This window comes from Spirochaeta thermophila DSM 6192 (genome assembly GCF_000147075.1).
GTDB classification, from domain to species: domain Bacteria; phylum Spirochaetota; class Spirochaetia; order Winmispirales; family Winmispiraceae; genus Winmispira; species Winmispira thermophila_A.
This window is the reverse complement of sequence record NC_014484.1, coordinates 1,631,974-1,656,430: the sequence shown is the minus strand read 5'-3', so window position 1 is coordinate 1,656,430 and position 24,457 is coordinate 1,631,974. Positions and strand designations below refer to the sequence as shown.

The following is a 24,457-nucleotide window of genomic DNA, read 5'->3' as shown; positions in this document are numbered from 1 at the left end:
ACAGGGCGTACGAAAGAAGGGTCGTAGGGGATGTAAGTCATTTTATAACCGGAAAAAGCCGCTTACTCTCGCGTGGCACGAAACTTGCTATCCAAGATGAGGAGTCGTACGATGCGCGTTGCGATTTCCGAGTGGAACGGAGTGGTGGCCCCGGTGTTCGATACCTCACAGAGGGTGCGGATCTTCGACGAAGGGAGCGGAGACGGGGAGGCGAGGGAATTCTCGAGTTCCCTCCCAAGTGCAAAGGTGTACGACCTTCTGGGATGGGGGGTGGACGTGCTCATCTGTGGGGCGATCTGGCGGCCCCTCGAGGCCATGCTCGAGGGCTCGGGGGTGAGGGTGGTGAGTTTCGTGCGGGGTGGGGTGGAGGAGGTGTGGGAGGCGTGGAAGCGTGGCGAGCTGGGGGCAGGGGGGTTCACGATGCCGGGGTGCAGGCGGGGGAGAGGGTGCAGACGGCGCAGACGGATGTGGCATTGAGCGGCCCTGTAGGGGCCTGCGCATATTTCGAGAAGAGAGGAGGCTGATATGCCTTTCGGGGATCGAACAGGACCGGCGGGAGCCGGACCCAGGACCGGTCGGGCGGCCGGATACTGTGCAGGGTTTGGCATGCCCGGCTATGCGAACCCGTGGGGTGGAGGCGGATGGGGCCGTGGCCGGTGCCACCGCTACTGGTACCACCTCACAGGGCTTCCGGGCTGGGCCAGGGGCTGGACGGCCCCGGTGGCCCCTGGATGGTGGACGCCTCCCTCTCCCGAGGAGGAGCGGAAGATCCTCGAGAGCAGGGCGGCGGCCCTGGAACGGGAGATGGAGGCCCTGAAGAAGCGGCTGGACGAGCTCTCCAAGGGATCCGAGGAAGCCTGAGGAGGCGGGGAGACCCCCTCTCCCCGCCCGATCGGAACGATGTGAGAGATGTTGCGGAGAGGGTTCTCTCGCACATAGGTCTTGGATAGGAGGTGTTCATGCGTATCGCGATACCGCTCGAGAGAGGAAAGGTTGCGTCACACTTCGGTGGATCCGAACGGTTCTGCATCATCGAGGTGGACGAGGAGGGGAACGAAAGGTCGTACGAGGAACTCGTACCCCCTCCTCACGAGCCCGGTGCCTTTCCACGTTGGCTTTCAGGCTTGGGCGTGGAGGTGGTGATCACCGGTGGGATCGGCACGAGGGCCCTCGGGATGCTCCGGAGGCTGGGTGTGGAAGTGAGGACGTGCGCCCCTTCCGAGGAGCCCCGGGCGGTGGTGAGGGCGTATCTGGGGGGACGTCTGCCGGAAACGGATGAGTCCTGTGTTGGTCATCACCACGATCATCATCACCACCATCACCACTCGGACTGAGTATGGAGATCATCATCCTCGTGGACAATCGGGCGCCCTCGGGGCTGCAGGGGGAGCACGGGTTCTCTGCGCTCGTGCGTACGGGGAACGGTGCGGTGCTCTTCGATACGGGTGCGGGCAGGGCCCTCTCCCATAATGCCCGGCGTCTGGGGGTGCGGAGGGAAGAGATCCAGGCGGTGGTCCTCTCTCATGGTCACTACGACCACACAGGAGGGCTCACGTGGTGGGAGGGAGGTGGTCCTCCCAGGATCCATCTTTCCCCCTATGCGGTCCAGTCTCGGTACAGTGTGAGGGGTGGGGATGCGAGGTCCGTTGGGATGCGCGATGAGGTGCGTGCGTGGGTGAACAGCCTTCCTCCCGAGCGTCTCGTGTGGATCACGAGACCGACCCAGGTGGTGAAGGGCGTGTGGGTCACGGGGCCGATTCCGCGGACTTCCCACGAAGATACCGGAGGGCCGTACTTTCTCGATGAGGAGGGACGTTTCCCCGATCCTCTGCCCGACGATCAGGCCCTGTGGATGGAGACAGAGGAAGGTGTGGTGGTGATCTCGGGATGCGCCCATGCAGGTCTCATCTCGACGCTCGAGTATGTGCTTCGGGAAGCAGGGGTACAGGATCTCAGGGCGGTGATCGGAGGGTTCCACCTCATGCACGCATCCCGGGCCCGCCGTGCCTACACCGTCGAGCACCTCGCACGGCTGGGCGTACGAACCGTGGTCCCGTGCCACTGCACCGGAGAGGAGGCGGCCTCGTCCCTCTCCCGGCGGCTCGAAGGCCGTGTGGTTCCCGGGGAGGTGGGGCTCCGCCTCTCGTTCTAGGCCTTCTTATGCCCGGCCCGTGACCTTGAGGTAGTACTCGATGGAGCGGTTGTAGGTCTTCTCCGCTTCAGGAGGGAAGTAGCAGGCAGGAAGCTCGCCCATGCTTCTGTGGTAGGCGAGGCACTCGCAGCAGATGCCTTTCCTCGAACACGGGTAGGTGCAGTTACACCGGGCCTTGTTCTTATCGATGGTACAGGTACGCATCGCCTGCCTCCTTCTCGCTATTGGGATGGGATGGGTCTTTCCAACCGTGACACGTGATGGGAACGGCCGCCTCCATACTAGCAATTGGAGGGCCTTTTTTCTAGTATCACGCCATGGATAGGGACAAGCTCGTCGGCGTGGCGGCCATGCTCTTCTCCGTGGTGGTGTGGGGCATCTCCTTCGTCTCCACGAAGATAGTCCTTGCCGCCTTCGGCCCCATGATGCTCGCCTTCATACGGTTCGCCGTGGGTGTGGTGGTGCTCGCGCTCCTCCTCCGCCTCCAGCGGAAGTCCCTGAGCGTCCGGCGGGGGCAGGGTGCCTTGCTGATCGCCGGAGGGGTGATAGGGGTGACGCTCTACTTCTACTTCGAGAACACCGGGCTGCTCCACCTGCCGGCCTCGGATGCCTCGCTCATCGTTGCGAGCATACCCATCGTCTCTCTGCTCGTCGAGGCCGTGGTCTTTCGGCGGGGGATGGGGGTGAGGGAGGTGGTGGGGGCCCTGCTTTCCTTCGCCGGGGTGTACCTCATCGTACGCGAGGGCCTCAGGCTCACCGGCCGGCCTGTGGGCTACCTCCTCATGGCCGGCGCTGCGGCGAGCTGGGTGGCCTACGGCTTTCTCTCCCGCCCCGTGCTCGAGGCGAACGACCGCCTGGTGGTGGTTTTCTGGCACTTCGTGGCCGGGACGGCGGCCTTCCTCCCTTTTCTTCCTGGAGAGGCCCAGAACCTGGAGGCCGTGCATCTCGGGGTGATCGGTCACCTCCTCTTCCTGGGGGTGGGGTGTTCGGCCCTGGCCTACTGGACGTACCAGGTGGCCCTCCATCGGTTGGGAGTGGCGGTGGCCAATGTCTTCATCAACCTCATCCCCTTCGTCACCGTGCTCACGGCCATGGTGGTCCTCGGGGAGGCCCTCTCACCCCTCAAGTGGGTGGGAGGTGCGGTGGTGATCGTGAGTGTCTCGATCGCCCTTCTTCCCGCGAAGCCAAAGAAAGGCCGGCTCCCGGGGGAAGCCGGCCCGGTATAAGGAGCAGGAGGCCTCTAGATGAAGAGGTTGATGGTGCTCCTGGATGCCGCCTCCATGTAGGTGGCGACCCCTCCTATCTCGATGCCGTCGATGAGCTCTTCCTTGGTGACGCCCATCACGTCCATGGACATCTGACACGCCACGATCCGGACGCCGGCCTTGAGCGCCGCCTCTCTCATCTCCTCGAGCGAGGCGATCTTCTTGGCCTTCATCCTTCCGCGCATCATCCGGGCCCCTATGCCGCCGAAGTTCATCTTGGAGAGCCCGAGCTTGCCTGAGTGCGAGGGGAGCATCCAGGAGAAGAGCCTCCCCATGAGGTCCTTCCTCACCCGCGGTTTCTTGCGCTTCTTGATGATGTTGAGTCCCCAGAAGGTGAAGAACATGGTGGTCTTCTTGCCTGCGCTCGCAGCCCCTTGCGCGAGGACGAAGGCGGCGAGGGCCCTGTCCAGGTTGTCGGAGAAGCAGATGATGGTGGCACCCTCGCCCTGGGGTGCAGGCTGTTCCTGCGCACCGTGGGGGCCGGCCTTCTCCACCACTGCGGTGATGACCCCCCGTTCCTGCTCCAGGCTCACCAGCGTGTGTCCCGTCATGGAGCACCAGGCCTCCACGTCGCGCGCGAATCCCGGATCGGTGGCCTTGAGCACGATGCGGTCGCCCGGGGAGGCCTCGTCGATGGCCTGCTTGAGCCGCATGATGGGCCCGGGGCACTGGAGGCCGCACGCATCCACCTCGAGTCTGCGCACCTCGAGCACACCCTGCCGGCCCGTGCCACGCTGGTAGAGGATGTCGTCCTTCTCTATCACGTCCCCCTCGAAGATGTCCTCGTTGCCCTGCTTCTGTGTGACGTGCTGGTAGGTCTTGTACCCGCCCGAGAGGTTGTAGACCTCGGTGTACCCGTGCTGCCTGAGGATCCGCTCCGCCACATAGGCGCGGAAGCCCACGCCGCAGAAGACCGCCACCTTCCGGTCCCTGGGGATCTCCGCGATACGGGCGCGGAGCTGCTGCACCGGGATGTTCACCGCTCCCTCGATGGTGCCCAGGGCGTACTCTTCGGGCGTGCGCACGTCCACCAGGAAGTACTCGTCCTGCGGTGCATTGAGGATGTCGTACCAGTGTATGTGCCTGCTCTTCCCCAGGAGCACGTTCTCGGCCACGAACCCCACGATGTTCACCGGATCCTTTGCCGAGGAGTAGGGCGGGGCGTAGGCGTGCTCTATCTCGGTGAGCTCCGTCACGGTACCCTTCCGCTGGATCACCGAGGCGAGCAGGTCGATCCGTTTGTCCACGCCCTCGTACCCCACGATCTGGGCGCCGAGCACCCGTCCGTCATCGGGCGAGAAGATGAGCTTGATGGTCATGGGCTGGGCGCCGGGATAGTAGCCCGCATGGGATCCCGGATGCACGATCACCGCCTTGTGGGGGATCCCCTCCTCCTTGAGGACCTTCTCGGGCATGCCCGTGGAGGCCACGGTGAGGTCGAAGACCTTTGCGATGGCCGTGCCGATGGACCCCTTGTAGGTGTACTTGTTGCCCTCCACGATGTTGTTGGCCACGATACGACCCTGCTTGTTGGCGGGACCGGCCAGGTAGGTGGGCATCGACTTGCCGGTGATGGGGTTGGGGAACTCGATGGCATCGCCCACGGCGTAGATGTCGGGATCGGAGGTCTGGAGATACTCGTTCACCTTGATGCCGCCTCTCGGCCCGAGCTCGAGCCCTGCCTCCTTGGCGAGCCGGCTGTCGGGCCGCACACCGATGGAGAGGAGGACGAAGTCGCACACCAGGGTACGACCGCTCTTGAGCCGTACGCGGAGCTCGTCGCCGGTGCGTTCGAAGGCGCTCACCGCATCGCCGAGGAAGAAGGCCACGTTCTTGGTCTTGAGGTGCTGGTGGACCTCGGCGGCCATCTCGAAGTCGAGCACGTTCATCACCTGGGGGGCGAGCTCCACGATGGTCACCTTGAGCTCCCGGGAGTGGAAGTTCTCGGCCATCTCGAGCCCGATGAACCCGGCCCCCACGATCACCACCCTGCGGGGCTTCTTCTCTTCTATGAAACGCACGATGGCGTCGGTGTCGTCCACCGATCGCAGGGTGAAGATACGCTCGTCCCCGATACCGGGAATGGGCGGGCGGATCGGTTCTGCGCCCGGCGAGAGGACCAGTTTGTCATAGGACTCGCGGTACTCTTCCCCGGTCTCCAGGTTGCGGACCGTGACCTCTTTCCTGGCCCGGTCTATCGTGATCACCTCGCTGCGCACCCTCACGTCCACGTTGAACATGGCCCTGAATGTCTCGGGTGTCTGGACGAAGAGCCGCTCCCGTTCCGGGATCACCCCGCCGACGTAGTAGGGGAGTCCGCAGTTCGCATAGGAGATGTACCGTCCCCGCTCGAATATGACGATCTCGGCCTGCTCGTCGAGCCTGCGGAGTCTCGCTGCCGTGGTGGCCCCCCCTGCCACGCCGCCTACGATGAGGTATTTCATGGTGCCTCCATAAATGATATTATTCTAATATAGATAAATTACTATAGTTCTAATTATAGCGAATTCATGGAAAAAGTCAAGAGACAAAATCCTTGACATATGGAAGAAACGCCCCTAAAATAATAAAGGACTTTTTAAAAAATTTTGTTTTTATTTGTTGGGATGATGGCACAGTTGAGGAGGTACGCCATGTGGACTCGACCGCTGAGCCTGGTTACGGCCGGGATCGTGTTCGCTCTTCTTGCAGGATGCACGTCCATGGAGGCGGGAGGTGCTCCCGAGCGGGTGGAGACCGACAGGATAGCACCCTCGCAGATGACCATGGTGCTCACCCCGCCCCCGCTCCGCGAGGATGCGGATGCCCTGGGGATAAAGATCGGTGTGGGGGTGAGAGAAGGCTTCTGGAACCTGCCCGATGCAGAGACGTACATGGCGGTGGCCGCCCGGGAGTTCAACATCCTCACGCCCGGGAATGTGATGAAGTGGGATTGGCTCAGGCCCTCGAAGGAGGAGTACAACTTCGAGGCTGCGGACACCACGATCCGGTTCGCCCTCGACCACGGGATGGTGGTGCACGGCCACACACTGGTCTGGCACAGCCAGCTTCCCAAGTGGCTCACGCTCGGGAGCTGGACCAAGGAAGAGCTCGAGCGGCTCCTCCGTGACCACATCAACACGGTGATGAAGCGCTACAAGGGCGAGGTGAAGATCTGGGACGTGGTGAACGAGGCCTTCGAGGAGAACGGTCAGCCGAGGACGAGTATCTGGTACAGTGTGATCGGGCCCGACTACCTCGAGAAGGCCTTCAGGTGGGCGCATGAGGCGGATCCGGATGCCATCCTCATCTACAACGACTACAACATAGAGACGATAAACCAGAAATCCGATGCGGTCTACGCCATGGTAAAGGACTTCCTCGACCGAGGGGTGCCGATCCACGGGATAGGGTTCCAGATGCATCTCACCGTGGGAGGCCTCGACGTCCTCAGCTTCAGGCGCAACATGCAGCGGTTCGCCGACCTGGGGCTCAAGCTCTACATCACCGAGATGGACGTGCGGCTTCCCATGCCGTACACGAGGGAACACCTCGAGAAACAGGCCGACATCTACCGGAATGTGGTGCGGGAGTGCCTCATGCAGCCTGCGGTGGAGGCGATCCAGATCTGGGGATTCACCGACAAGTATTCCTGGATCCCCTCGCACTTCCCCGGAGAGGGGGCTGCCCTCATCTTCGACGAGCAGTACCGGCCCAAGCCCGCCTACTACGCCATGAAAGAGGTGCTCACCGCCTATCGCATGGCGATGACCGCAGAGCGGCTCCTCGCCGTGAACCGCATGGGCGGACTCTACCAGTTCAAGGTGGAAGAGCAGAACACCACCCGAACGCCCGAGGAACGCACCGTGGAGTTCGTGGTGGACGGGAAGGTGGTGGAGAAGAAGACGATCTCCCTCCCCCCGCGGAAGGCGGAAGTGGTGACCTTCAGATACACCTTTGAGGAGAGCGGGGTGCACGAGGTGAAGATCGGCGGGCTCGAGCCCATCCGGATTGAGCTCAAAGGAGGTCTCGTCTTGAGGAAACCGCCGGTCTGGTTCAACTTCGACGGTGATCTTACGAACCTCTCGGATTCGGGTGTGAAGGCCGTGCCCGATGGCTCCCTCACCTTCGACGAAGGGGTTGCTGGGAAGGCCGTGGTGTTCGACGGCTCCTCCCGCATCGTGCTCGAGGATCCTCTCTATCAGGGCACCGGAGGCGCACAGCGGCTCGTGATACCCTCTGAGGGGGTGTTCACCATCTCCCTGTGGTACAAGCCCACCACGGATGAAGAGGGCCTCCGATCGATCTTCGACGCATCCCTCAACCCCATCTACTTCGCCCTCTTCACGAGTCCTGCGGGACTCGCGTGGTACTACGAGGACGAGACCGATGCGGACTTCCAGATGGATGTGGAATACCCCTTGGAGAAGGGGAAGTGGTACCACATCGCGGTCACCGGTGGGTTCAATGCAGGGACGATTCCCATGAAGGTCTACATCAACGGAGAGGATGTGGCCTCGAAGGATGTGACACCGGGGAAGAGCGGTACGCTCTCGCAGCTCGTGCTGGGAGCGGACGCCGATCCCACCTACTTCCCCGACCATGGACCGCTCGTGGGTCTCATAGACGACCTGCGTATCATCCCCAGGATCCTGAGCCCGGGTGAGATAGAGGAGCTTGCCGAGACACACGAGTTCAAGATCTCGGCGAGTGGCATGCACACCACCGAGTGGCGGCCTCTCTCCGCCGCGATCTCATCCCTCGAGGCGAACGCCCGCGTGAGGGAAGGGGATGAGGTGAAGGTGAAGATAGAGGTCTCGGACGACCAGGAGACCATCAAGGATACGGCCGAGATCACCCTGAAGGACGGACGTCACTCCTACCCCGTGCGTCTCTCGCGTGGTGCCTTCGTGCGGATTGTCACCGAACTCTCGGGTGAGACCCCTGTGGTGAACCTCTACAGGCTCTCGCTCAGGGACGGAAAGACCCTGGTGTGGAGCCTCGAACCTGAGTGGAAGAAGGGAAGCTGGTCCAGTACCGTGGGGATTGACGCCCTCGTGGAGCAGTGACGCCCTTTACGTCTCATACCCTCCTCGGGAAGGGCGATCGAAAGATCGCCCTTCTTCTTTGAGGCCCCTCCTACCGCCCCTCCCACCTCACCGCCCCCAACCCCATCCCCCCAAGCCGCCTCCGCGCCTCCTCCACCTCCTGCACGGCCACCACCACCCGGTAGACCCCCTCCTCCCCTCGGTGCACCTCCGGCCAGAACCCCTCCCGGGCGAGCCGGACCCCCAGCCGGAGGGCGTTCGCCTCCTTCCGGAAGGCCCCCACCTGCAGGTACACCGGCCTCTCTCCCTCACCACCCTGGGGGAACCCCTGCCTCGCGAGGAGTTCCACCTTCACGTGGGCCGTCCCCTCCTCGAGGAACCCCAACATCTCGGCTGCGCGGCGCGAGAGATCGATCACCCTTCCCTCCACGAACGGCCCCCTGTCGGTGATCCGCACCACCACCGCGTGCCCCGTCTCCCGGCACCACACCCGCACCAGGGCGCCGAACGGCAGGCTCCTGTGCGCCGCCGTCATCTCCTCGGGATCGTAGACCTCGCCCGAGGCCGTGGCCTTGCCCGCGAACCCGGGCCCGTACCACGAGGCCACCCCCTCCTCGTACCAGGACTGGGCGGCGAGGATCCCCGCACACAGGAAAAGGACGCACACGCCCCTCATCGCTTTGAGGTATCGGCAGAACATGCCGCATCTTCAAGTCTCCACCCTCCTAACGAGAAAAGGCCGCCCCTCCGGGCGGCCCGCACGCCGTCACCTCACGCCTACTCGAGGGCGAGCGTGAGGATCTTCTCTATGTCGTCCGTGGAGAGCTGCACGAAACTCCCCACAGGCCGCTTCCCGTCCCGCGTCTTCTCGGCCATCTCCCTGATGCGGGAGCCGTCGATACCCGCCTCCTTGAGCCGCACCGGCAGCCCCATGTCCCGGTAGAACTGCTCGAGCCGACGGACACCCTCGCGTGCCGTCTCCTCCGGATTGTCGAAGTAGTAGTCCATCCCGAACACCCTGTGGGCGAACTGGGCGATCTTCTCGGTGCGCTTCGGGAGCACGTACTTGAGCCATGCGGGGAACACGATACTGAGCCCCGCGCCGTGGGCCAGGTCGTAGATACCGCTTATCTCGTGCTCGATCCCATGGCTCGTCCAATCACCCTCACGACCTGTGCCGAGCAGGTCGTTGTGTGCCACCGTACCCGCCCACATGATCTCGCTCCGGGCATTGATGTCGTTGGGATCCTCCTTGAGCCGATAGGCCTGGTGGATGATGGTGCGCATCACCCCCTCGGCCATGCGGTCGGTCAACTCCACATGGGGTACCGTGGTGAAGTAGCGCTCCATCACGTGGGCGAGCATGTCGCTTATGCCGCACGCCGTCTGATACCACGGGAGGGAGAGCGTCCACTTGGGGTTGAGTATGGCGAACTGCGGCCTGAGGATGTCGTAAGTGATCCCGCGCTTGAGCTGGCCATCCTCCTTGGTGACGACCGAGCTCCCGCTCGTCTCGCTTCCCGCCGCAGGGATGGTGAGCACCACGCCCACCGGGAGGGTCTCCTTTGGCTGGGCCTTCCCCGCATAGAAGTCCCACACATCGCCCTCGTACTTCACCCCGGCCGCGATCGCCTTGGCCGAGTCGATCACACTCCCGCCGCCCACCGCGAGGATCCCGGTCACCCCCTCCTTCCTGCACAGCTCGATGCCCTCATGGACCAGGCTGAGGCGTGGATTGGGCTTCACCCCGCCGAGTTCGACCCACTCCACCCCTGCATCCTTCAAGGCCTTCACCACCACGTCGTAGAGCCCGATCTTTTTGATGCTCCCTCCCCCGTAGTGCAGGAGTACCTTCCGGCCCAGGAGAGGAATGTAGGAGGGAAGTTCCTTCTCGGCCTCGAGACCGAACACCACCCTCGTATAGTTCCAGAACGTGAAACTCTTCATGTCGCCTCCCTAATATAGAGTGCCTGTTATAATGTATTGTACCATAAACATAACGATATTTCGAAAAAAAGGCCACATCTTCCACTTTTCCTTTGCATTCCAGGAAGGACTGCACTATACTGATAAGGAGATCCCTCCAGGAGGCCCCCTATGAAATTCGGAGAGTTCCTGGTGTCCAAGGGGTATGTCACCGAAACCCAGGTGGACGTGGCCCTCATGATTCAGCGGGAGCGGATGGAAAAGGGCCAGGAGCATCTCAGGGTAGGCGAGATCCTCGTCGCCCTCTATGCACTCAACCATGATACTCTCAAGAAGGCCCTCAGGGAGTATGCAGAGGCAGGCCTCACCGTAGGCTGATCGCGGTTCCCTCCGGACAGGCCCCCGTTTCTGGGGGCCTGTTTCTTTTGTGCCGGATATGACGATTCGTGCTTGACAGCCGGTGCGTCTGTGGTATAATGAAAGAGTATTCATGAAAGCACTTTCATACAGGTGAGGCATGTCCAGGCGTCCTACCATATACGACGTGGCCAGAAAGGCCGGGGTGAGCATCTCGACGGTCTCGCGGGTGGTCAACTCTCCCTCACGGGTGCGGCCCTCGACCAGGGAGAAGGTCAGAGCCGCCATTGCGGAGCTGGGTTTCGAACCCGCAGCCGATGCAGCCGCACGAGCGCGGAAACACCTCCGGAGGGTAGGGGTCCTCACCCCCTTCTTCACGGAGGCCTCGTTCGTCCAGCGTATACGCGGTGTCTCCGACGTACTCGGCCCCGAGAACTTCGAGGTGATCATCTATACCGTGAAGAGCGAGACCCACCTCGAGGAGTATCTCGAGTTGCTCTCCATGGGGGGGCGTGTGGACGCCCTCGTCTCCCTCAGCCTCATGATGGAAGGGCCCCTCCTCGAACGCCTCATCGATCTCCGCGTTCCTGTGGTATCGGTGGAGAGCGCCCTGCCCGGCTGTTCGTCCGTGCTCATCGACAATAGGGAGGGAGGGAGGCTCGCCGCCTCCTACCTGCTCTCGAAGGGATACCGTCGGTTCTCCTTCATAGGAGAGTTCTCCAGGCAACGCTTCACCTTGGATGCCACCGAGCAGCGTCTCGAGGGGTTCCTCTCCAGGCTGGAGGAAGAGGGGATCCCCCGGACCTCGGTCCGTGTGGCCATGTGTGAGTTCGAAGAGCACACGATCCAGGACCAGGTGGAGGAGTTCGTGGCCCACCACGCGGTGGGGGAAGCGGTCTTCGCCAGCTCGGACATCGTGGCCGCCCGTCTCCTCTCGGCCGCCCGCAACAGGGGTATCGGCGTTCCGGGCGAGCTCGCCATACTGGGATTCGACGACCTCGACATGGCCGGCTACCTGGGGCTTTCCACCATCTCCCAGGCGCTCGACCAGTCGGGGATGATCGCCGCGCGTATCCTCCTCTCCCATCTCGAGAACTCTGAGCTGCCGGCCCAGAAGGTGTTTCTCGAGCTCTCGGTGGTGGAGCGATCCACCACCTGACGATACGGGATCGTTGATCCTGCATATCTCTCAAAGAGGAGTGTAGTAATGAGACGTGTCGCACTGTTTCTCCTGGTGATCTCCTCGGCCTGCAGCCTGCTCCTTGCCACCGGCACGCAGGAGCAGCAGCAGACAGGCGGCCGTGTGGTGCGCGTGTTCGGCGCGTTCCGAGGTGAAGAAGCCGCCCGCTTCGAGGAGGCCATACGGCCCTTCGAGGATCGGACCGGGATCGATGTGGTCTACGAGGGATCGCCCGAGTTCGAGACCCAGATCTTCGTCCAGGTGGAGGCGGGAACCCCGCCCGACATCGCAGCCCTTCCGCAGCCGGGACTCATGAAGCGGTTTGCGGGCAAAGGCCAGATCATCCCCCTCCCCGCCGAGGTGGTGGCGAAGATAGACCAGAACTACAAGCCCGTGTGGAAGGAGCTCGGTTCGTACGAGGGCAAGGTGTACGGTGTCTTCCACCGGGTGAACATCAAGAGCCTCGTCTGGTATCCCAAGAAGTTCTTCGAGTCGAAGGGATGGAAGATCCCCGCCACGTGGGACGAGCTCATGGCCCTCACCGAGCAGATAGCCGCAGAGGGATACGCGCCCTGGTCCATCGGCATGGAGAGTGGGACGGCCACGGGGTGGGTCGCCACCGACTGGATGGAGGACATCATGCTGCGCACTGGGGGACCCGAGGTGTACGACAAGTGGGTGAACCACGAGATCCCGTTCAACCACCCGGCGGTGAGACGCGCCGGTGAGATCATGATGCAGATATGGGGCAACGAACGCTACGTGCTTGGAGGACCGCAGAACATCCTCACCACCAGGTTCCAGGATGCCGTGCTCCCGCTGTTCGAGAATCCTCCCAGGGCCGTCCTGCACCGGCAGGGGAACTTCGTGACCGGCTTCATGCCCGAGGAGATCCAGGCCAACCTCGACGAGGAGGTGGGAGTCTTCGCCCTTCCGTCCATCGATCCACGTTGGGGAACCCCCGTGCTGGGCGGCGGCGACCAGTTCGTGATGTTCAGGGACACCCCCGAGGTCCGTGCATTCCTCGAGTTCCTCACCACGTGGGACTCCGCAAAGATCTGGGCTCAGGCCGGCGGGGCGCTCTTCCCCTACAAGAACCAGGACCTCGACGACTACAGCTCCCAGCTCGAGCGGAAGATGGCGGAGATCCTCGTGAACGCCGACGTCTTCAGGTTCGATGCCTCCGACCTCATGCCCGCCGAAGTGGGTGCCGGAACCTTCTGGACCGGAATGGCCGACCTGGTCTCCGGTGTGCCTCTGGAGACCGTGCTCGACCAGATAGAAGCAAGCTGGCCCAGGTGAGACCCGAGCCAGCTCCGTATGCCGAGGCCGAAGCCCCTTGGGCTTCGGCCCCCTTCCTTCATGGAGGAAAGTATGCAGGGTTCTCATGATATTCGCAATACGGGGGTCCTGGCGTCGAGGATGGCAGGCGGGATCATCCTCCTCGTGGTGACGGTCTTGTGGTTCTCCGCAGGGTTCTCCCTCCTCAAGGTGATGCGTGAGGCGAGACTCCTCATGACACTGCTCGCCATCGTGTGGGGATGCGGGGTCCTCCTCGGTCTCTTCCTCTCGGCCCGCTCCCTGGTGCGCAGCCTTCCCATGGCCTGGCAGAGGAGGATCGTCCCCTTCGTGTTCGTGGGTCCGGCGGTCCTGGTGATGGGTTGGTACCTCTTCCTTCCCATCGTGCGCACGTTCTACCTGAGTTTCTTCGACCGGATGGGCTCCGGATTCGTGGGGCTTTCCAACTACCTCTACATCTTCACCGACAGGACGATGCGCATCGCCTTCGCCAACAACCTCATATGGCTCGTGGTGGGGACGGGTCTGGTGGTCTTCTTCGGCCTGGTGGTGGCCCTCCTGGCCGACAGGATGCCGTTCGAGCGCACGGCGAAGACGCTCATCTTCCTCCCCATGTCCATATCGTTCGTCGGGGCGGGGGTGATATGGCGATTCGTCTATGCCTACCAGCCCCCCGGCTCACCCCAGTACGGCGTGCTCAACGCCCTCGTGGTGGCCCTGGGAGGTGAGCCGCAGAACTGGATCGTACTGAGGCCGTGGAACACCTTCTTCCTCATCGTGATACTCGTATGGCTCTACACCGGATTCGCCATGGTGATCTTCTCGGCCGCGCTCAAGGGTATCCCCAAGGAGCTCAGGGAGGCGGCCCACATCGACGGGGCGGGAGAATTCGTCACCACCGTGAAGATACTCATCCCCTGCATCAAGGGGACCATCGTCTCGGTATCCACCACCATCATACTGGTGACGCTCAAGATCTTCGATATCGTCTACACCATGACGAACGGGCTCTACGGGAGCGAGGTGCTCGCGAGCCAGCAGTACAAGCAGATGTTCAAGTTCCTCCACTACGGGAGGGGATCGGCGATCGCGGTGGTCATATTCCTGGCCGTGATCCCCATCATCTGGTACAACCTCAGACAGTTCGGGAGAAGGGAGGTCTTCAAATGAGAGAGATGTCCACGGTGCGACGGGTGGGCATGGGACTCGTCCTCGCAGTGCTCTGCACGGTCTGGACCATACCCACCTTGGGGCTCTTCATCACCTCCTTGCGGCCCAGGGAGGAGGCCACGAGATCGGGATGGTGGACGGTCTTCTCTTCTCCAGGCGAGCTCACCTTGGAGAACTACCGCCAGGTGCTCGCAGGGGCCGACTACTCCTACACCACCCGCGACGGCAGGAAGGTGACCGTACGGGGTGACAACATGGCCTCTGCCTTTCTCAACAGCCTCGCGGTGACCGTCCCCTCGGTGATCATCCCCATCTTCCTCGCCGCCCTCGCGGCCTACGGCTTCGCTTGGCTCGAGTTCCCCGGAAGGAAGCTCCTCTTCACTCTCATCGTCTCGCTCCTCGTGGTGCCGCTCCAGGTGGCCCTCATTCCCATCCTCAGGGACTACCAGAAGATAGGCCTCAACGGCACCTTCCTGGGTATCTGGTTGGCCCACACCGGGTTCGGACTTCCCCTTGCCACGTACCTGCTCTTCAACTACATCTCCACCATCCCCAGGAGCATCATCGAGAGCTCGCTCATCGACGGCGCCGATCACTTCCAGATCTTCACCAGGCTCATCGTACCGCTCTCGGCTCCGGCGCTCGCGAGTTTCGCCATCTTCCAGTTCCTCTGGGTCTGGAACGACCTCCTGGTGGCCCTGGTGTTCTTGAGCGGCGTGGGTCAAAACATGGAGGTGCTCACTCAGCGTCTCCTCAACATGGTGGGTACCCGGGGACAGAACTGGCACCTGCTCACGTCGGGTGCCTTCGTCACGATGCTGCTCCCGGTGATCGTCTTCCTCGGGTTGCAGAAGTACTTCGTGCGTGGTCTCATGGAGGGATCCATAAAGGGTTGAAGCCCGGGACTCATGTGATTCCCACGGATTCTATTCTCGAAGGTGAGAAGAAAGGAAGGAGTATGTCCCGACAGTGGTGGAAAGAGGCGATCGTCTATCAGATCTATCCGCGCAGTTTCATGGACAGCAACGGCGACGGGATCGGGGATCTCAGGGGGATCATTCAGAGGATCGACCACCTCGCCTCCCTGGGGGTGGACGCCGTGTGGCTCAACCCGGTGTACCGTTCTCCCAATGTGGACAACGGCTACGACATAAGCGACTTCTTCTCCATCATGGAGGAACTCGGCACCATGGAGGACTGGGAGGAGCTTCTCCATGCCCTCCATGCGAGGGGCATCCGTCTGGTCATGGACCTGGTGCTCAACCACACGTCGGATCAGCACCCGTGGTTCATCGCCTCCCGTGCCTTGAGGGACAACCCCTACCGGCACTACTACATATGGCGTGATCGACCGAACAACTGGCGATCGCTCTTCGAGGGGCCGGCCTGGGAGTACGACGAGGCCACGGGGGAGTACTACCTCCACGTCTTCGCCAGGGAACAGCCCGATCTCAACTGGGCGTACCCGCCGCTCAGGGAGGAACTCTATCGCATGGTCAACTGGTGGCTCGACAAGGGGATAGACGGATTCAGGCTCGACGCGATAAGTGTGATCTCGAAGCACCCCGATTTCCCCGACGGCGATGAGGTGGGGCCCGATGGGCTTGCCCCGGGGACGCCGTACTTCATGAACGGCCCGCACCTCGGGGAGTATCTCGAGGAGCTCTACCGGCGCTGTTTCCATGGAAGGGATCTCCTCACCGTGGGGGAGTGTGCGGGTGTCCACCCGGACGACCTTCCCCACCTGGTCGGCGACGACAAGGCCCTCAAGAGCATCTTCTTCATGGATCACATGTTCCTCGACCTTGGGCCCGACGGCTACCGGTTCGGCAACCCGTACCCCTATCCCTGGCGGTGGTCGCAGTTCAAACGGATCGTGTACACGTGGTACAAGGCCTTCTCCCGTGCCGGCTGGATGAGCTTCTACCTGGGAAACCACGACTTCCCCCGTTGTATCTCGCGCTTCGGCTGCGACGGAGAACACTGGCTCGCCTCGGGCAAGATGCTCGCCACCCTGCTGCTCACCATGCCGGGTACCATCTATCTCTACCAGGGGGATGAGATAGGGATGACCAATGCCCACTTCACCTCCATCACTGACTACCGGGATGTGGAAACCCTCAACTACTACCGTCGGGCCATGGAGGAGGGGAGGGACGAGGGGGAGGTGATGGCCGAGATCATGGCGAGGAGCAGGGACAACGCACGGACTCCCATGCAGTGGTCGGCGGAGACACAGGCGGGATTCACCACGGGCGAACCCTGGATACCGCTTAACCCCAACTATCGAACCATCAACGTGGCTCAGCAGGAGCGCGACCCCGACTCCCTGCTCTCCTACTACAGGCGGCTCATCCGCATGAGGAAGGAACACGTCGACGTCCTGGTCTACGGCGACCTCCTGATGCACGATCTCGACTCGGACCACCTGTGGGTCTACGACCGGACGGCAGGGCACGGTGGATTCAGGATCGTGCTCAACCTCACCCCTGAGGAACAGGAATGGGAAGAAGGGGATGCTGCCCTCGTCCTCTCCTCCCTGGGGGATGCGGAGACCGGAAGGCTCCGGCCCTACGAGGCGCGCATCTACAGGATCTAGCCTCCCATGCACGTAAAAAAGAGAGGGGCGCTGTGCCCCTCTCTTTCCTGGAGGCGTTTTCCCGTTACAGCCGCACCCGTCTCAGTCGCAGCGAGTTGGTGACCACGTTCACCGAGCTTATCGCCATGGCGATCTCTGCGATCACGGGGTGGAGCAGCCCCAGTACCGCGATGGGTATGGCGATCACGTTGTAGAAGAAGGCCCAGAAGAGGTTCTGCCGGATCTTGCGGAACGTGGCGCGCGAGAGCCCGATGGCCCGCGGCACTCCCAGCATGTTCTCCGAGACCAGGGTGATGTCCGCCGACTCTATGGCGATGTCGGTACCCGTGCCGATGGCGATCCCCACATCCGCCTGGGTGAGGGCGGGGGCATCGTTGATCCCGTCTCCCACCATGGCCACCACCCGGCCCTGAGCCTGAAGCTCCCTGATGACCCTGATCTTGTCCTGGGGCAGGAGCCGGGCGCGCACCTCGTCGATCCCCACCTGGGAGGCGATGGCCCGGGCCGCCCGCTCGTTGTCGCCGGTGAGCATGATGCAGCGGATCCCGAGCTCCTTCAGGGCCTCCACCGCCTCCTTCGAGGAGGGCTTGAGCGTATCCGCCAGGCTCACGAGCCCCACGAGGCTCCCGTCCTGCGCCACCCACACCACGGTCTCGCCCCTACCGTAGGCCGCCTCCGCCTCCCCCGCGAAGCCCTCCGTCGCCACCCCCTCCTCCTCCAGCCACTCCTGCCTCCCGGCCAGGACCACGCTCCCCCCCACCACGCCGCGCACCCCCTTGCCCGGCACCGCCTCCACCCCCTGCGCCTGCGCACCCCCGGCCCCGCGCTCCTCCGCCCACGCGCACACCGCGCGCGCGAGCGGGTGCTCCGAAGCCGACTCCACCGCCGACAGGAGCCGCGCGAGCTCCTCCTCGCCCCCCGGCGCCCACACGCCCACCACCCGGGGCTTCCCCTCGGTGAGTGTCCCGGTCTTGTCGAAGACCACATCCTGCACGCTCTGGGCGATCTGGATGGCCTTGCCGCTTCGTATCAGGATCCCGTGCTCGGCCCCCAGCCCCATACCCACCATGAGGGCCGTGGGCGTGGCGAGTCCCAGGGCGCACGGACATGCGATCACCAGGGTGGCGATGGCGGCGAAGAGGGCCATGGACACCACTCCCCGCGAGGGATCCACCCATGGGAGGAAGCCCGCCGCCCAGCGCACCACCTCGCCGAGCGCCTCGGGGAAGAGGAGCCACACCACGAAGGTGGCGGCAGAGATCGAGAGCACCACCGGCACGAACACCGCCGTCACCCTGTCGGCGAACTCCTGGATGGGCACCTTGCTCGCCTGCGCCTCCTGCACCATCCGGGCCACCTGCGAGAGGAAGGTCTCCTTGCCCACCTTCTCGATACGCACCGTGATCGCCCCCTGCTGGTTCACCGTGGCCCCTATCACCTGATCCCCCGGTCCCCTGTCCACCGGCACCGACTCACCGGTGGCGATCGACTCGTCCACCGCGGTATGCCCCTCCACGATCACCCCGTCGGAGGGGATCTTCTCGCCCGGCCGTACGAGCACCAGGTCTCCCTTCCTGAGGGCCTGTACCGGCACGTCCTCGATCTGCCCGTCCTCCCGGATCCGGTGGGCCACCTTGGCCCCCAGCTCGAGGAGACGCCGTATCGCCTGTGAAGCCCTCCCGGTGGCCACCAGCTTGAGGTAGTTGCCGATGAGGTGGATGGAGAGGATCATAGCCCCCACCAGGGAGAAGTCCTCTATCTCCACCCCCGCCTTGCGGAGCACACCTGTGGCGAGCGAGGCGAGGGCCCCTATACCGATGAGCGAATCCATGGTGAACGAGAGGTGTCTGAAGGCGTACCACGTGGACCTGAGGATAGGCCACCCCAGACCGAGCACCACCACCCCTCCGATCCCCAGCTCCAGCCAGGAGGTGAGCTCCCCGGGCAGAAGTGAGAGCCCAAAGAACATCCTCATCACCATGAGCACGGCCACAGGACCGGTGAGCAGCCATGCCGCGAGAAGCCTGCGCCGTTCCTGCCTGAGGTACCGCTCCTCGGCATCCTCCTCCTCTTCCCACAGGAGCCTGTAGCCCGCCTCCTCCACCGCGTGGGCGAGCACCTCGTCCGGTACCTCCTCCTCCAGCACCACCCGCGCCTCGCCCGAGGCAAAGGAGACCTCGGCCTCCTGCACACCCTCCACCTTCTCGAGGGCCCGCTTCACCCGCTGGGCGCACGAGGTGCAGCTCATCCCCTCCACCCGGTAGGTCTTCACCGCCACCTCTCCCACCTCTGCGAGCCGGGCGCGGTAGCCTGCCTCCTCCACCGCCTTGAGGAGCTCCTCCATGGCAACCGCCCCTTCCACCACCACCTTGGCCCTGTGGGACGGAAAGTCCACCTCGGCCTCCCGCACGCCCTCGCGGGAGAAGAGCGCCTTCTTCACCCGCTGGGCGCACGAGGTGCAACTCATCCCCTCTATATCGAGCACAAGGGGCCGCACCCCTCTCATCTCTCTCGTTCGTTCGGCCATGACCACTCCTTCACATGATATTCAAGTAAGATACAGACAAAGATACACAGACAACTCCCTCCCGTCACCCGGGAGGGCCTCTCTCATCGAAAAAGGGGCGCGAGCGCGCCCCTTCACTCACGAGGCGATCTTCGCCGTGTAACCCGCCTCTTCCACCGCCTTCACCAGGGCCTGTGGATCCACCTGCCCCTCTACCTCCACCTCTGCACTTCCTATCCTTACCTTCGCATCCTTCACGCCCTCCTGCTTCACGAGGGCACTCTTCACCGACATGACGCAGTGGTCACACGTCATGCCTTCGATCATGAGGCGTATGGTCGTCGCCATCCCGGAACCTCCCGTGGTAATGGATTGGTATGCCTGCAGGTACTCGTCGTACTCACCTGCAGGGACTGCCGCCTCCTCCGTAGGGAGCCTCCTCTTCTTTGCCGCAGAAGAGGAGCCCGGCTGCTTGCCGGGGAGGTTGCAGCAGTCCAGGGTACCGGCAGTCCCGAAGGTCCGGGTATTCTCCCTCGCGAGGGAGTCGATCCAGCGCCGTAGGCCCTCTTTGAGTGACGAAAAAAGTCCTGCCATACGCGCCTCCTCCGGAGAGCGCCGCCCCTCTCTTTAGCGAGGAGAGGATGTCTTTAGGAGGAGAGGATGCGGCTCTTCAGACGTTCGTACTCCTCCTCGGTGATCTCGCCCCTCGCGAGACGAGCCTTGAGCACCGAGAGAGGATCCTCCTGCCCTCCCAGCGATCGGAAGATACCCCGATTCTGCTGGACGAGCACGATGAGTGCGGCGATAATGCCCGCAAGGATGAGAAATCCAAAGATCATCATGATGATACCTCCGTATCTGTACCAGAAGGTGCCGGGCTGGCCCCCGGCCCATCCGTACATCATCCAGGGGCCCATACCGGCCCCCATCATGCCAGGGCCCATCATGCCCCAGCCCCAGACATCCTCCCTGCCGTTCACCAGTGCCACCAGGTAGCGGTAGCCCATGGCCCTGTGGATGACGGCGAGGCTCTCCGAACCCTCGCCCCCCATCATGGCATCCATGATCTCGTGCGCCTCGCCGGGGTGTGCCTCTTCCATCACCGCATCGCCCAGCTCCTCGAGGAGCTCAGGCGCCACCCTGTCGGGATCCACGTCCTGAATCCGCTCTACCCCCTGGGAGGCCATGATCTCCTGGAGCACCGCCTCCACACTGAGGCCCTCGTGCCCCTCCTCATCGGCCGCCATCCCCAGAAGGGGGGAGAAGAGCACCACCCCTATCAAAAGCCATCGTTTCATACGTCCTCCATGGATATATGATACTAAAATCTACAATAGAAAACAAGGAAAGCCATAAAATGTTACACGCTTGCATACAAAAATTGTCAGATTTCATGAAGCATCTTTTCTCAAATCCTTACTTGATAACCCAAAAAGCGCTGCACCCAGGTATCCCCCGGCGGCGAGGAAGAGAAGGGAGCTGAATCCCCACTGTACTGCGAACAGGAGGCCTACCCCCCCTGCGATCATGCTCCCCGCACTGTTGAGGGCGATGGCCTCAGGCGCGAGGCGTGATCCTACACGGTCGAGCAAGGCGGGGAAGAGCATCCCCATGAAGCCGAACTGGGCTATGGTGAGGAGGGAGACCAGCACGGTGGTGAGTGTGCCCCGGACAGCTCCAAAGAGAAGATCGTCGAGGACGATGATGGCGAGAAGACCTGTGAGGGTCCCCAGGCTGCCTGTGAGGATCCGCGTGCGGCATCTCCATGTCCTTGTGAGGAGGCTTCCCAACCCGGTGGAGAAGAGGATTCCTGTGAGGATGAGCGAGAGGACGAGGGAACCCTGGCCGAAGAGGAATCCCACGCGCTGTATGAAGAACATCTCCACTACGAGGAAGGAGAGGCCAATGAGGGGGAATGGCGCAAAACCTGTCCCGCGCCCCGCAGGGAGCCTCCACGAGAAGCGGACGAGGAGGGCCACTCCCAGGAGAAGAGGTATGAGCATTTCAGGTCGAACACCTTGATCGAAATAGTAGAGAAAGGGACGGTCGTCGGTGACCGGATCGATCCTGGAGGGAGAGGCCTCCACCAACTGCCTCAGGGCTACGTGGCCGTGAGCGAGGTGCTGGAGCCCGGGGGTGTACATGGGCACGAGGAGCGTCTTCCCCTCAGGGGTGACGACGGGGTGCGTCATGGAGCGGTCGGGCAGGTAGCTCAATCCTGGAGGCGCCCCCTGGGGGGAGAATACATGGACGAGCCGCTCCAGGCTCAGTGTCTCTTCTCTGGTGAGCCTTCCCTGTCTGATGAGAAGGATAGGGTGATGACCACCAAGGGAGAGCACCGCTACCTGTTGCATCGCAGCTTCCACGCTTCCCGCGTGTTGTCTCAGGGACTCAAGGGAGGTGACGAGTATCCTCATGAGCTCTACCGCGTTGTGTCCCACGATGAGGAGGAACCCACCCGGCTTCAGGCGCCGCAGGTAGGTGTCGAAGGCCTCCTTTGTGAAGAGATAGTCTTCTGCCATCGCGATGGTGTGCATTCCCCTGAGTGAATTGATGAGGGCCATGGAGATCACGATCACGTCGTACTTCTCGTCAGACGTGAGAAGAAAATGACGTGCCTCATCCTGAACGAGTCTCACCTGGGGATGAGAGGTGTAGAGAGCCCCGTTGAACGCGCTGTACTCCTTTGTGAATGCGATGAAGAGAGGATTCATCTCCACCGCGGTCACGCGGGAGAATCCGAGGGAGAGAAGTGAGGTCACATCCACGCCCCCTCCGCTCCCTATCACGAGGGCATGATCCTTCTCTAGATCTGGGAGTACGGAAAGGGGCCACGTCACCCCGGGATTCACCTTTCTCATGGTCTCCAGGGCCGAGTGCTCTCCCATACGTTCTGGATACCTCACCATGAGGGTCCCCGAGTTGCCGTCTATGAACATGGCCCTGCTCCCATCCGGTGCCTTGAGGACATCCACCCTTCCGAAGGACTTCCACCTCGTCGCCTCGAGCTGGTAGCCGCGCTCCGTGAGGAAGACACTCATAGACTTTACCCTGTCGTGGAGCCCGGGTGGGGGGAGTACTGTGGACAGGGCGAGGAGTCCGATACCCAGGATCCCTCCTGCGAGGAGAACGGGTGGACGCCGGGTCTCGAGGAGGCCTATCGCCCCCAGGATGGGGAGGAGTCCCACACTTGTCATGATCCCCAGGGCTTCCATGGAGGCAGTAGCTCCGAGTGCCCCAACCCCCGCACCTAGCAGGTCGGCTGCATAGAGGAGGCCGTAGCGACCGGGAGCGAGACGATAGATCCTGGCGGACGCCGAGCCTAAGAGGATGAACTGGAGGAGAGCCACTGCGAGGAGGAGAGGGGCCGACTGGAAGAGATAGGAGAGGAGGAGGAACAATCCCAGGAGAAGGGGCCATGCGAGACTGGTCCATGCCTTTACGTGTTCCACCAGCGCGTGCGCCTTGAAGGAGAGATAGGCGCCGATACCCAGTCCTGAGATGGCGAGAGACACGATCACGTAGACATAGTTGGGGGCAAAGAAGAAGGAGAATACACGCGTGTAGAGTACTTCGGTCATGAGGACGGTAAGGCTTATCGAGAAAAGACGTGCCATGGACTTCTTCACAGTTGTCATCGAGTGCTCCTTGGTGAAATGATGGGTGGGAATGGAGGCATGATCACTCAAGGTGTCTCCTGGCTTCCTTCTATCTCCCACAGGAACGTGAGGAGTGGATCTCCATACACATCGGTGATGGTGAGCTCCAGATGCGCGCTTGGTGTGCTCAGTCGTGGGAAGATGAGCCTCCCTCGTCTATGGTGTCCTCCCGGAGGACTCCCTTCCCAGGTATGGGCGCGATACCTTCTCCCGCCTTCATCCTGAAGCACGGCGATCTCCCGGGGGTCGAAGTCGAGGGAACCTACGTGGGTGTCGAAGGAGACCTCGAATGAGAGGTCATCCTCCCAGATGAAGGGGAGGGGTTTCACGGTGATGGCGACCCCGCTCAACTCCTTTGTCTGTGGTTCGAGTACGATCTTCCGTTCAGCGGTGAAGGGGAGATCCGGCCTCTCCTCCGCCCCGAAGAGAAATCCTAACGGGAGAAGGATGAGGGAGACCGCAAGGATCGCGTTTCGAAGAGGCCTCATCCGCCAGCGGAAGATCCGCTGGAGCACTCCGCCTTCATCGTAGAGCCGTGCCTGCTGGATGACACTCAACATGTGGACGATTCCGAAGATATTGGCGATAAGGGCCACGAGGAGGAGCGGCACCTGGTAGCGGGTGAGAAACACGGAGACCCCCGAGATGCCCAGAAAGGGGAGAAGATCCGTGAGGTGGTGGGCACAGCAGGCGAGCATGCTCCCTGTGGAGATGGTTCCCGAGGCTGCCACTCCTCCGGTGAAGGGGGTTTTCGTGTTCCTCACATAGGCGCGCATGTATCCTATGAGGCCCACCTGAACCCCAAAGGTGATGGAGATGAGGAGTATCCACCACCAGCGGGCGAGGAAGAGTTGGAGGGCGGCCTCGGGCCCCTCCAGCAGGAGCAGCGTGAGGCCGTACAGGACGAGGAGCCCCCACGTCCCGAGGAGTCCGAGAAGCAGGCCCTTCCCCTTACTCGTCATGAGATCCTCCATGGTATTCGAGGAGCAGGGGCTTCTCCTCTTTTTGAGGAGTGTCCGTGCGGGCCCCTTCCTCCTCGTTGTGACGCACCATAAGGGGGATCATGCCGAGGTGGAGGAGGGGACAGAGGAGAAGGAAGAGCGTGAGCAGCCATCCCCGATCGAGGGATGAGGGAGCGAGGAGAAAGACCCCTCCCAGAAGCGCCATGGGAAGCACACAGAGCGCCATCATCCACCAGGGATGACGGTGTGGATGGGAAGGAGAGGAATGGGTGTGGGGGGCCATGTGGAACCTCCTAATATGATCAAAATACTTTGTTTCTAAAAACATGTAAGAAGGCGAAAGTTACAAATTTTC

The 24,457-nt window shown here is 62.4% G+C and carries 22 protein-coding genes; 12 read left to right on the top strand and 10 right to left on the bottom strand.

Features of this window, described 5'->3' with window-relative positions:
- The first annotated feature begins 111 nt into the window (after positions 1 to 111).
- The 4 genes from STHERM_RS07540 (at position 112) to STHERM_RS07525 (ending at position 2,152) form a co-directional block, all read left to right on the top strand.
- Positions 112 to 477, top strand: coding sequence for a NifB/NifX family molybdenum-iron cluster-binding protein (locus STHERM_RS07540; protein ID WP_013314296.1), 366 nt, complete (start codon positions 112 to 114; stop codon positions 475 to 477).
- A 48-nt stretch (positions 478 to 525) separates the two neighbouring features.
- Positions 526 to 861, top strand: a complete 336-nt coding sequence (locus STHERM_RS07535) for a DUF5320 domain-containing protein (protein WP_013314295.1) — start codon at positions 526 to 528, stop codon at positions 859 to 861.
- 98 nt (positions 862 to 959) lie between these two features.
- Positions 960 to 1,334 carry a NifB/NifX family molybdenum-iron cluster-binding protein gene (locus STHERM_RS07530; RefSeq protein WP_013314294.1) on the top strand — a complete coding sequence of 125 codons (375 nt, stop codon included), beginning with the start codon at positions 960 to 962 and terminating at the stop codon, positions 1,332 to 1,334.
- Positions 1,335 to 1,336: 2 nt separating this feature from the next.
- The gene (locus STHERM_RS07525) at positions 1,337 to 2,152 is read left to right on the top strand and encodes an MBL fold metallo-hydrolase (RefSeq protein ID WP_013314293.1); all 816 of its coding nucleotides are present in this window, start codon (positions 1,337 to 1,339) and stop codon (positions 2,150 to 2,152) included.
- 6 nt (positions 2,153 to 2,158) lie between these two features.
- Here the strand turns inward: STHERM_RS07525 and STHERM_RS07520 are convergent, their stop codons facing one another.
- A complete protein-coding gene (locus STHERM_RS07520; protein ID WP_013314292.1) occupies positions 2,159 to 2,356 on the bottom strand; it encodes a DUF6485 family protein in 198 nt (65 codons plus the stop codon).
- 113 nt (positions 2,357 to 2,469) lie between these two features.
- On the opposite strand from STHERM_RS07520, the gene STHERM_RS07515 reads away from it, so the two are divergent.
- Positions 2,470 to 3,378 (top strand): DMT family transporter, encoded by a 909-nt coding sequence (locus STHERM_RS07515; protein ID WP_013314291.1) that lies wholly within the window; start codon positions 2,470 to 2,472, stop codon positions 3,376 to 3,378.
- A gap of 14 nt (positions 3,379 to 3,392) precedes the next feature.
- On the opposite strand, the gene STHERM_RS07510 is transcribed toward STHERM_RS07515, so the two are convergent.
- Positions 3,393 to 5,861 carry an FAD-dependent oxidoreductase gene (locus STHERM_RS07510; protein WP_013314290.1) on the bottom strand — a complete coding sequence of 823 codons (2,469 nt, stop codon included), beginning with the start codon at positions 5,859 to 5,861 and terminating at the stop codon, positions 3,393 to 3,395.
- A 189-nt stretch (positions 5,862 to 6,050) separates the two neighbouring features.
- Here STHERM_RS07510 and STHERM_RS07505 point away from each other — a divergent pair, with 189 nt between their 5' ends.
- Positions 6,051 to 8,465 carry an endo-1,4-beta-xylanase gene (locus tag STHERM_RS07505; protein WP_013314289.1) on the top strand — a complete coding sequence of 805 codons (2,415 nt, stop codon included), beginning with the start codon at positions 6,051 to 6,053 and terminating at the stop codon, positions 8,463 to 8,465.
- 70 nt (positions 8,466 to 8,535) lie between these two features.
- On the opposite strand, the gene STHERM_RS07500 is transcribed toward STHERM_RS07505, so the two are convergent.
- Both STHERM_RS07500 and STHERM_RS07495 read right to left on the bottom strand, forming a co-directional pair.
- Complete coding sequence (locus STHERM_RS07500) at positions 8,536 to 9,120, bottom strand: septal ring lytic transglycosylase RlpA family protein (RefSeq protein WP_148223890.1); 585 nt, start codon at positions 9,118 to 9,120, stop codon at positions 8,536 to 8,538.
- 101 nt (positions 9,121 to 9,221) lie between these two features.
- A complete protein-coding gene (locus tag STHERM_RS07495; protein ID WP_013314287.1) occupies positions 9,222 to 10,391 on the bottom strand; it encodes an iron-containing alcohol dehydrogenase in 1,170 nt (389 codons plus the stop codon).
- A gap of 150 nt (positions 10,392 to 10,541) precedes the next feature.
- On the opposite strand from STHERM_RS07495, the gene STHERM_RS07490 reads away from it, so the two are divergent.
- The 6 genes from STHERM_RS07490 (at position 10,542) to STHERM_RS07465 (ending at position 16,975) form a co-directional block, all read left to right on the top strand.
- Positions 10,542 to 10,748, top strand: coding sequence for a hypothetical protein (locus STHERM_RS07490; protein ID WP_013314286.1), 207 nt, complete (start codon positions 10,542 to 10,544; stop codon positions 10,746 to 10,748).
- A gap of 166 nt (positions 10,749 to 10,914) precedes the next feature.
- Positions 10,915 to 11,886 carry a LacI family DNA-binding transcriptional regulator gene (locus STHERM_RS07485; RefSeq protein ID WP_237223216.1) on the top strand — a complete coding sequence of 324 codons (972 nt, stop codon included), beginning with the start codon at positions 10,915 to 10,917 and terminating at the stop codon, positions 11,884 to 11,886.
- A gap of 48 nt (positions 11,887 to 11,934) precedes the next feature.
- The gene (locus STHERM_RS07480; RefSeq protein WP_013314284.1) at positions 11,935 to 13,209 is read left to right on the top strand and encodes an ABC transporter substrate-binding protein; all 1,275 of its coding nucleotides are present in this window, start codon (positions 11,935 to 11,937) and stop codon (positions 13,207 to 13,209) included.
- 72 nt (positions 13,210 to 13,281) lie between these two features.
- Positions 13,282 to 14,376 (top strand): carbohydrate ABC transporter permease, encoded by a 1,095-nt coding sequence (locus tag STHERM_RS07475; RefSeq protein ID WP_013314283.1) that lies wholly within the window; start codon positions 13,282 to 13,284, stop codon positions 14,374 to 14,376.
- On the top strand, positions 14,373 to 15,272 hold the full coding sequence (locus tag STHERM_RS07470; RefSeq protein ID WP_013314282.1) for a carbohydrate ABC transporter permease: 900 nt from the start codon (positions 14,373 to 14,375) through the stop codon (positions 15,270 to 15,272). The genes STHERM_RS07475 and STHERM_RS07470 overlap by 4 nt, the downstream gene beginning before the upstream one ends.
- 62 nt (positions 15,273 to 15,334) lie before the next feature.
- Positions 15,335 to 16,975, top strand: coding sequence for an alpha-glucosidase (locus STHERM_RS07465; RefSeq protein WP_013314281.1), 1,641 nt, complete (start codon positions 15,335 to 15,337; stop codon positions 16,973 to 16,975).
- 64 nt (positions 16,976 to 17,039) lie between these two features.
- On the opposite strand, the gene STHERM_RS07460 is transcribed toward STHERM_RS07465, so the two are convergent.
- From STHERM_RS07460 to STHERM_RS07435, 6 genes are all read right to left on the bottom strand, one after another.
- Positions 17,040 to 19,502, bottom strand: coding sequence for a heavy metal translocating P-type ATPase (locus tag STHERM_RS07460; RefSeq protein WP_013314280.1), 2,463 nt, complete (start codon positions 19,500 to 19,502; stop codon positions 17,040 to 17,042).
- A 117-nt stretch (positions 19,503 to 19,619) separates the two neighbouring features.
- Complete coding sequence (locus tag STHERM_RS07455; protein ID WP_013314279.1) at positions 19,620 to 20,075, bottom strand: cation transporter; 456 nt, start codon at positions 20,073 to 20,075, stop codon at positions 19,620 to 19,622.
- 53 nt (positions 20,076 to 20,128) lie between these two features.
- The gene (locus STHERM_RS12710; protein WP_013314278.1) at positions 20,129 to 20,779 is read right to left on the bottom strand and encodes an SHOCT domain-containing protein; all 651 of its coding nucleotides are present in this window, start codon (positions 20,777 to 20,779) and stop codon (positions 20,129 to 20,131) included.
- A gap of 93 nt (positions 20,780 to 20,872) precedes the next feature.
- The gene (locus STHERM_RS07445; protein WP_013314277.1) at positions 20,873 to 23,119 is read right to left on the bottom strand and encodes a methyltransferase domain-containing protein; all 2,247 of its coding nucleotides are present in this window, start codon (positions 23,117 to 23,119) and stop codon (positions 20,873 to 20,875) included.
- Between the two features lie 47 nt (positions 23,120 to 23,166).
- Positions 23,167 to 24,102: a hypothetical protein gene (locus STHERM_RS07440; RefSeq protein WP_013314276.1), complete on the bottom strand. Its 936-nt coding sequence runs from the start codon at positions 24,100 to 24,102 to the stop codon at positions 23,167 to 23,169.
- Entirely contained in the window at positions 24,092 to 24,385 is a 294-nt protein-coding gene (locus tag STHERM_RS07435; protein WP_013314275.1) for a hypothetical protein, read from the bottom strand. Before STHERM_RS07435 ends, STHERM_RS07440 begins: the two co-directional genes overlap by 11 nt.
- Positions 24,386 to 24,457: the final 72 nt, after the last annotated feature.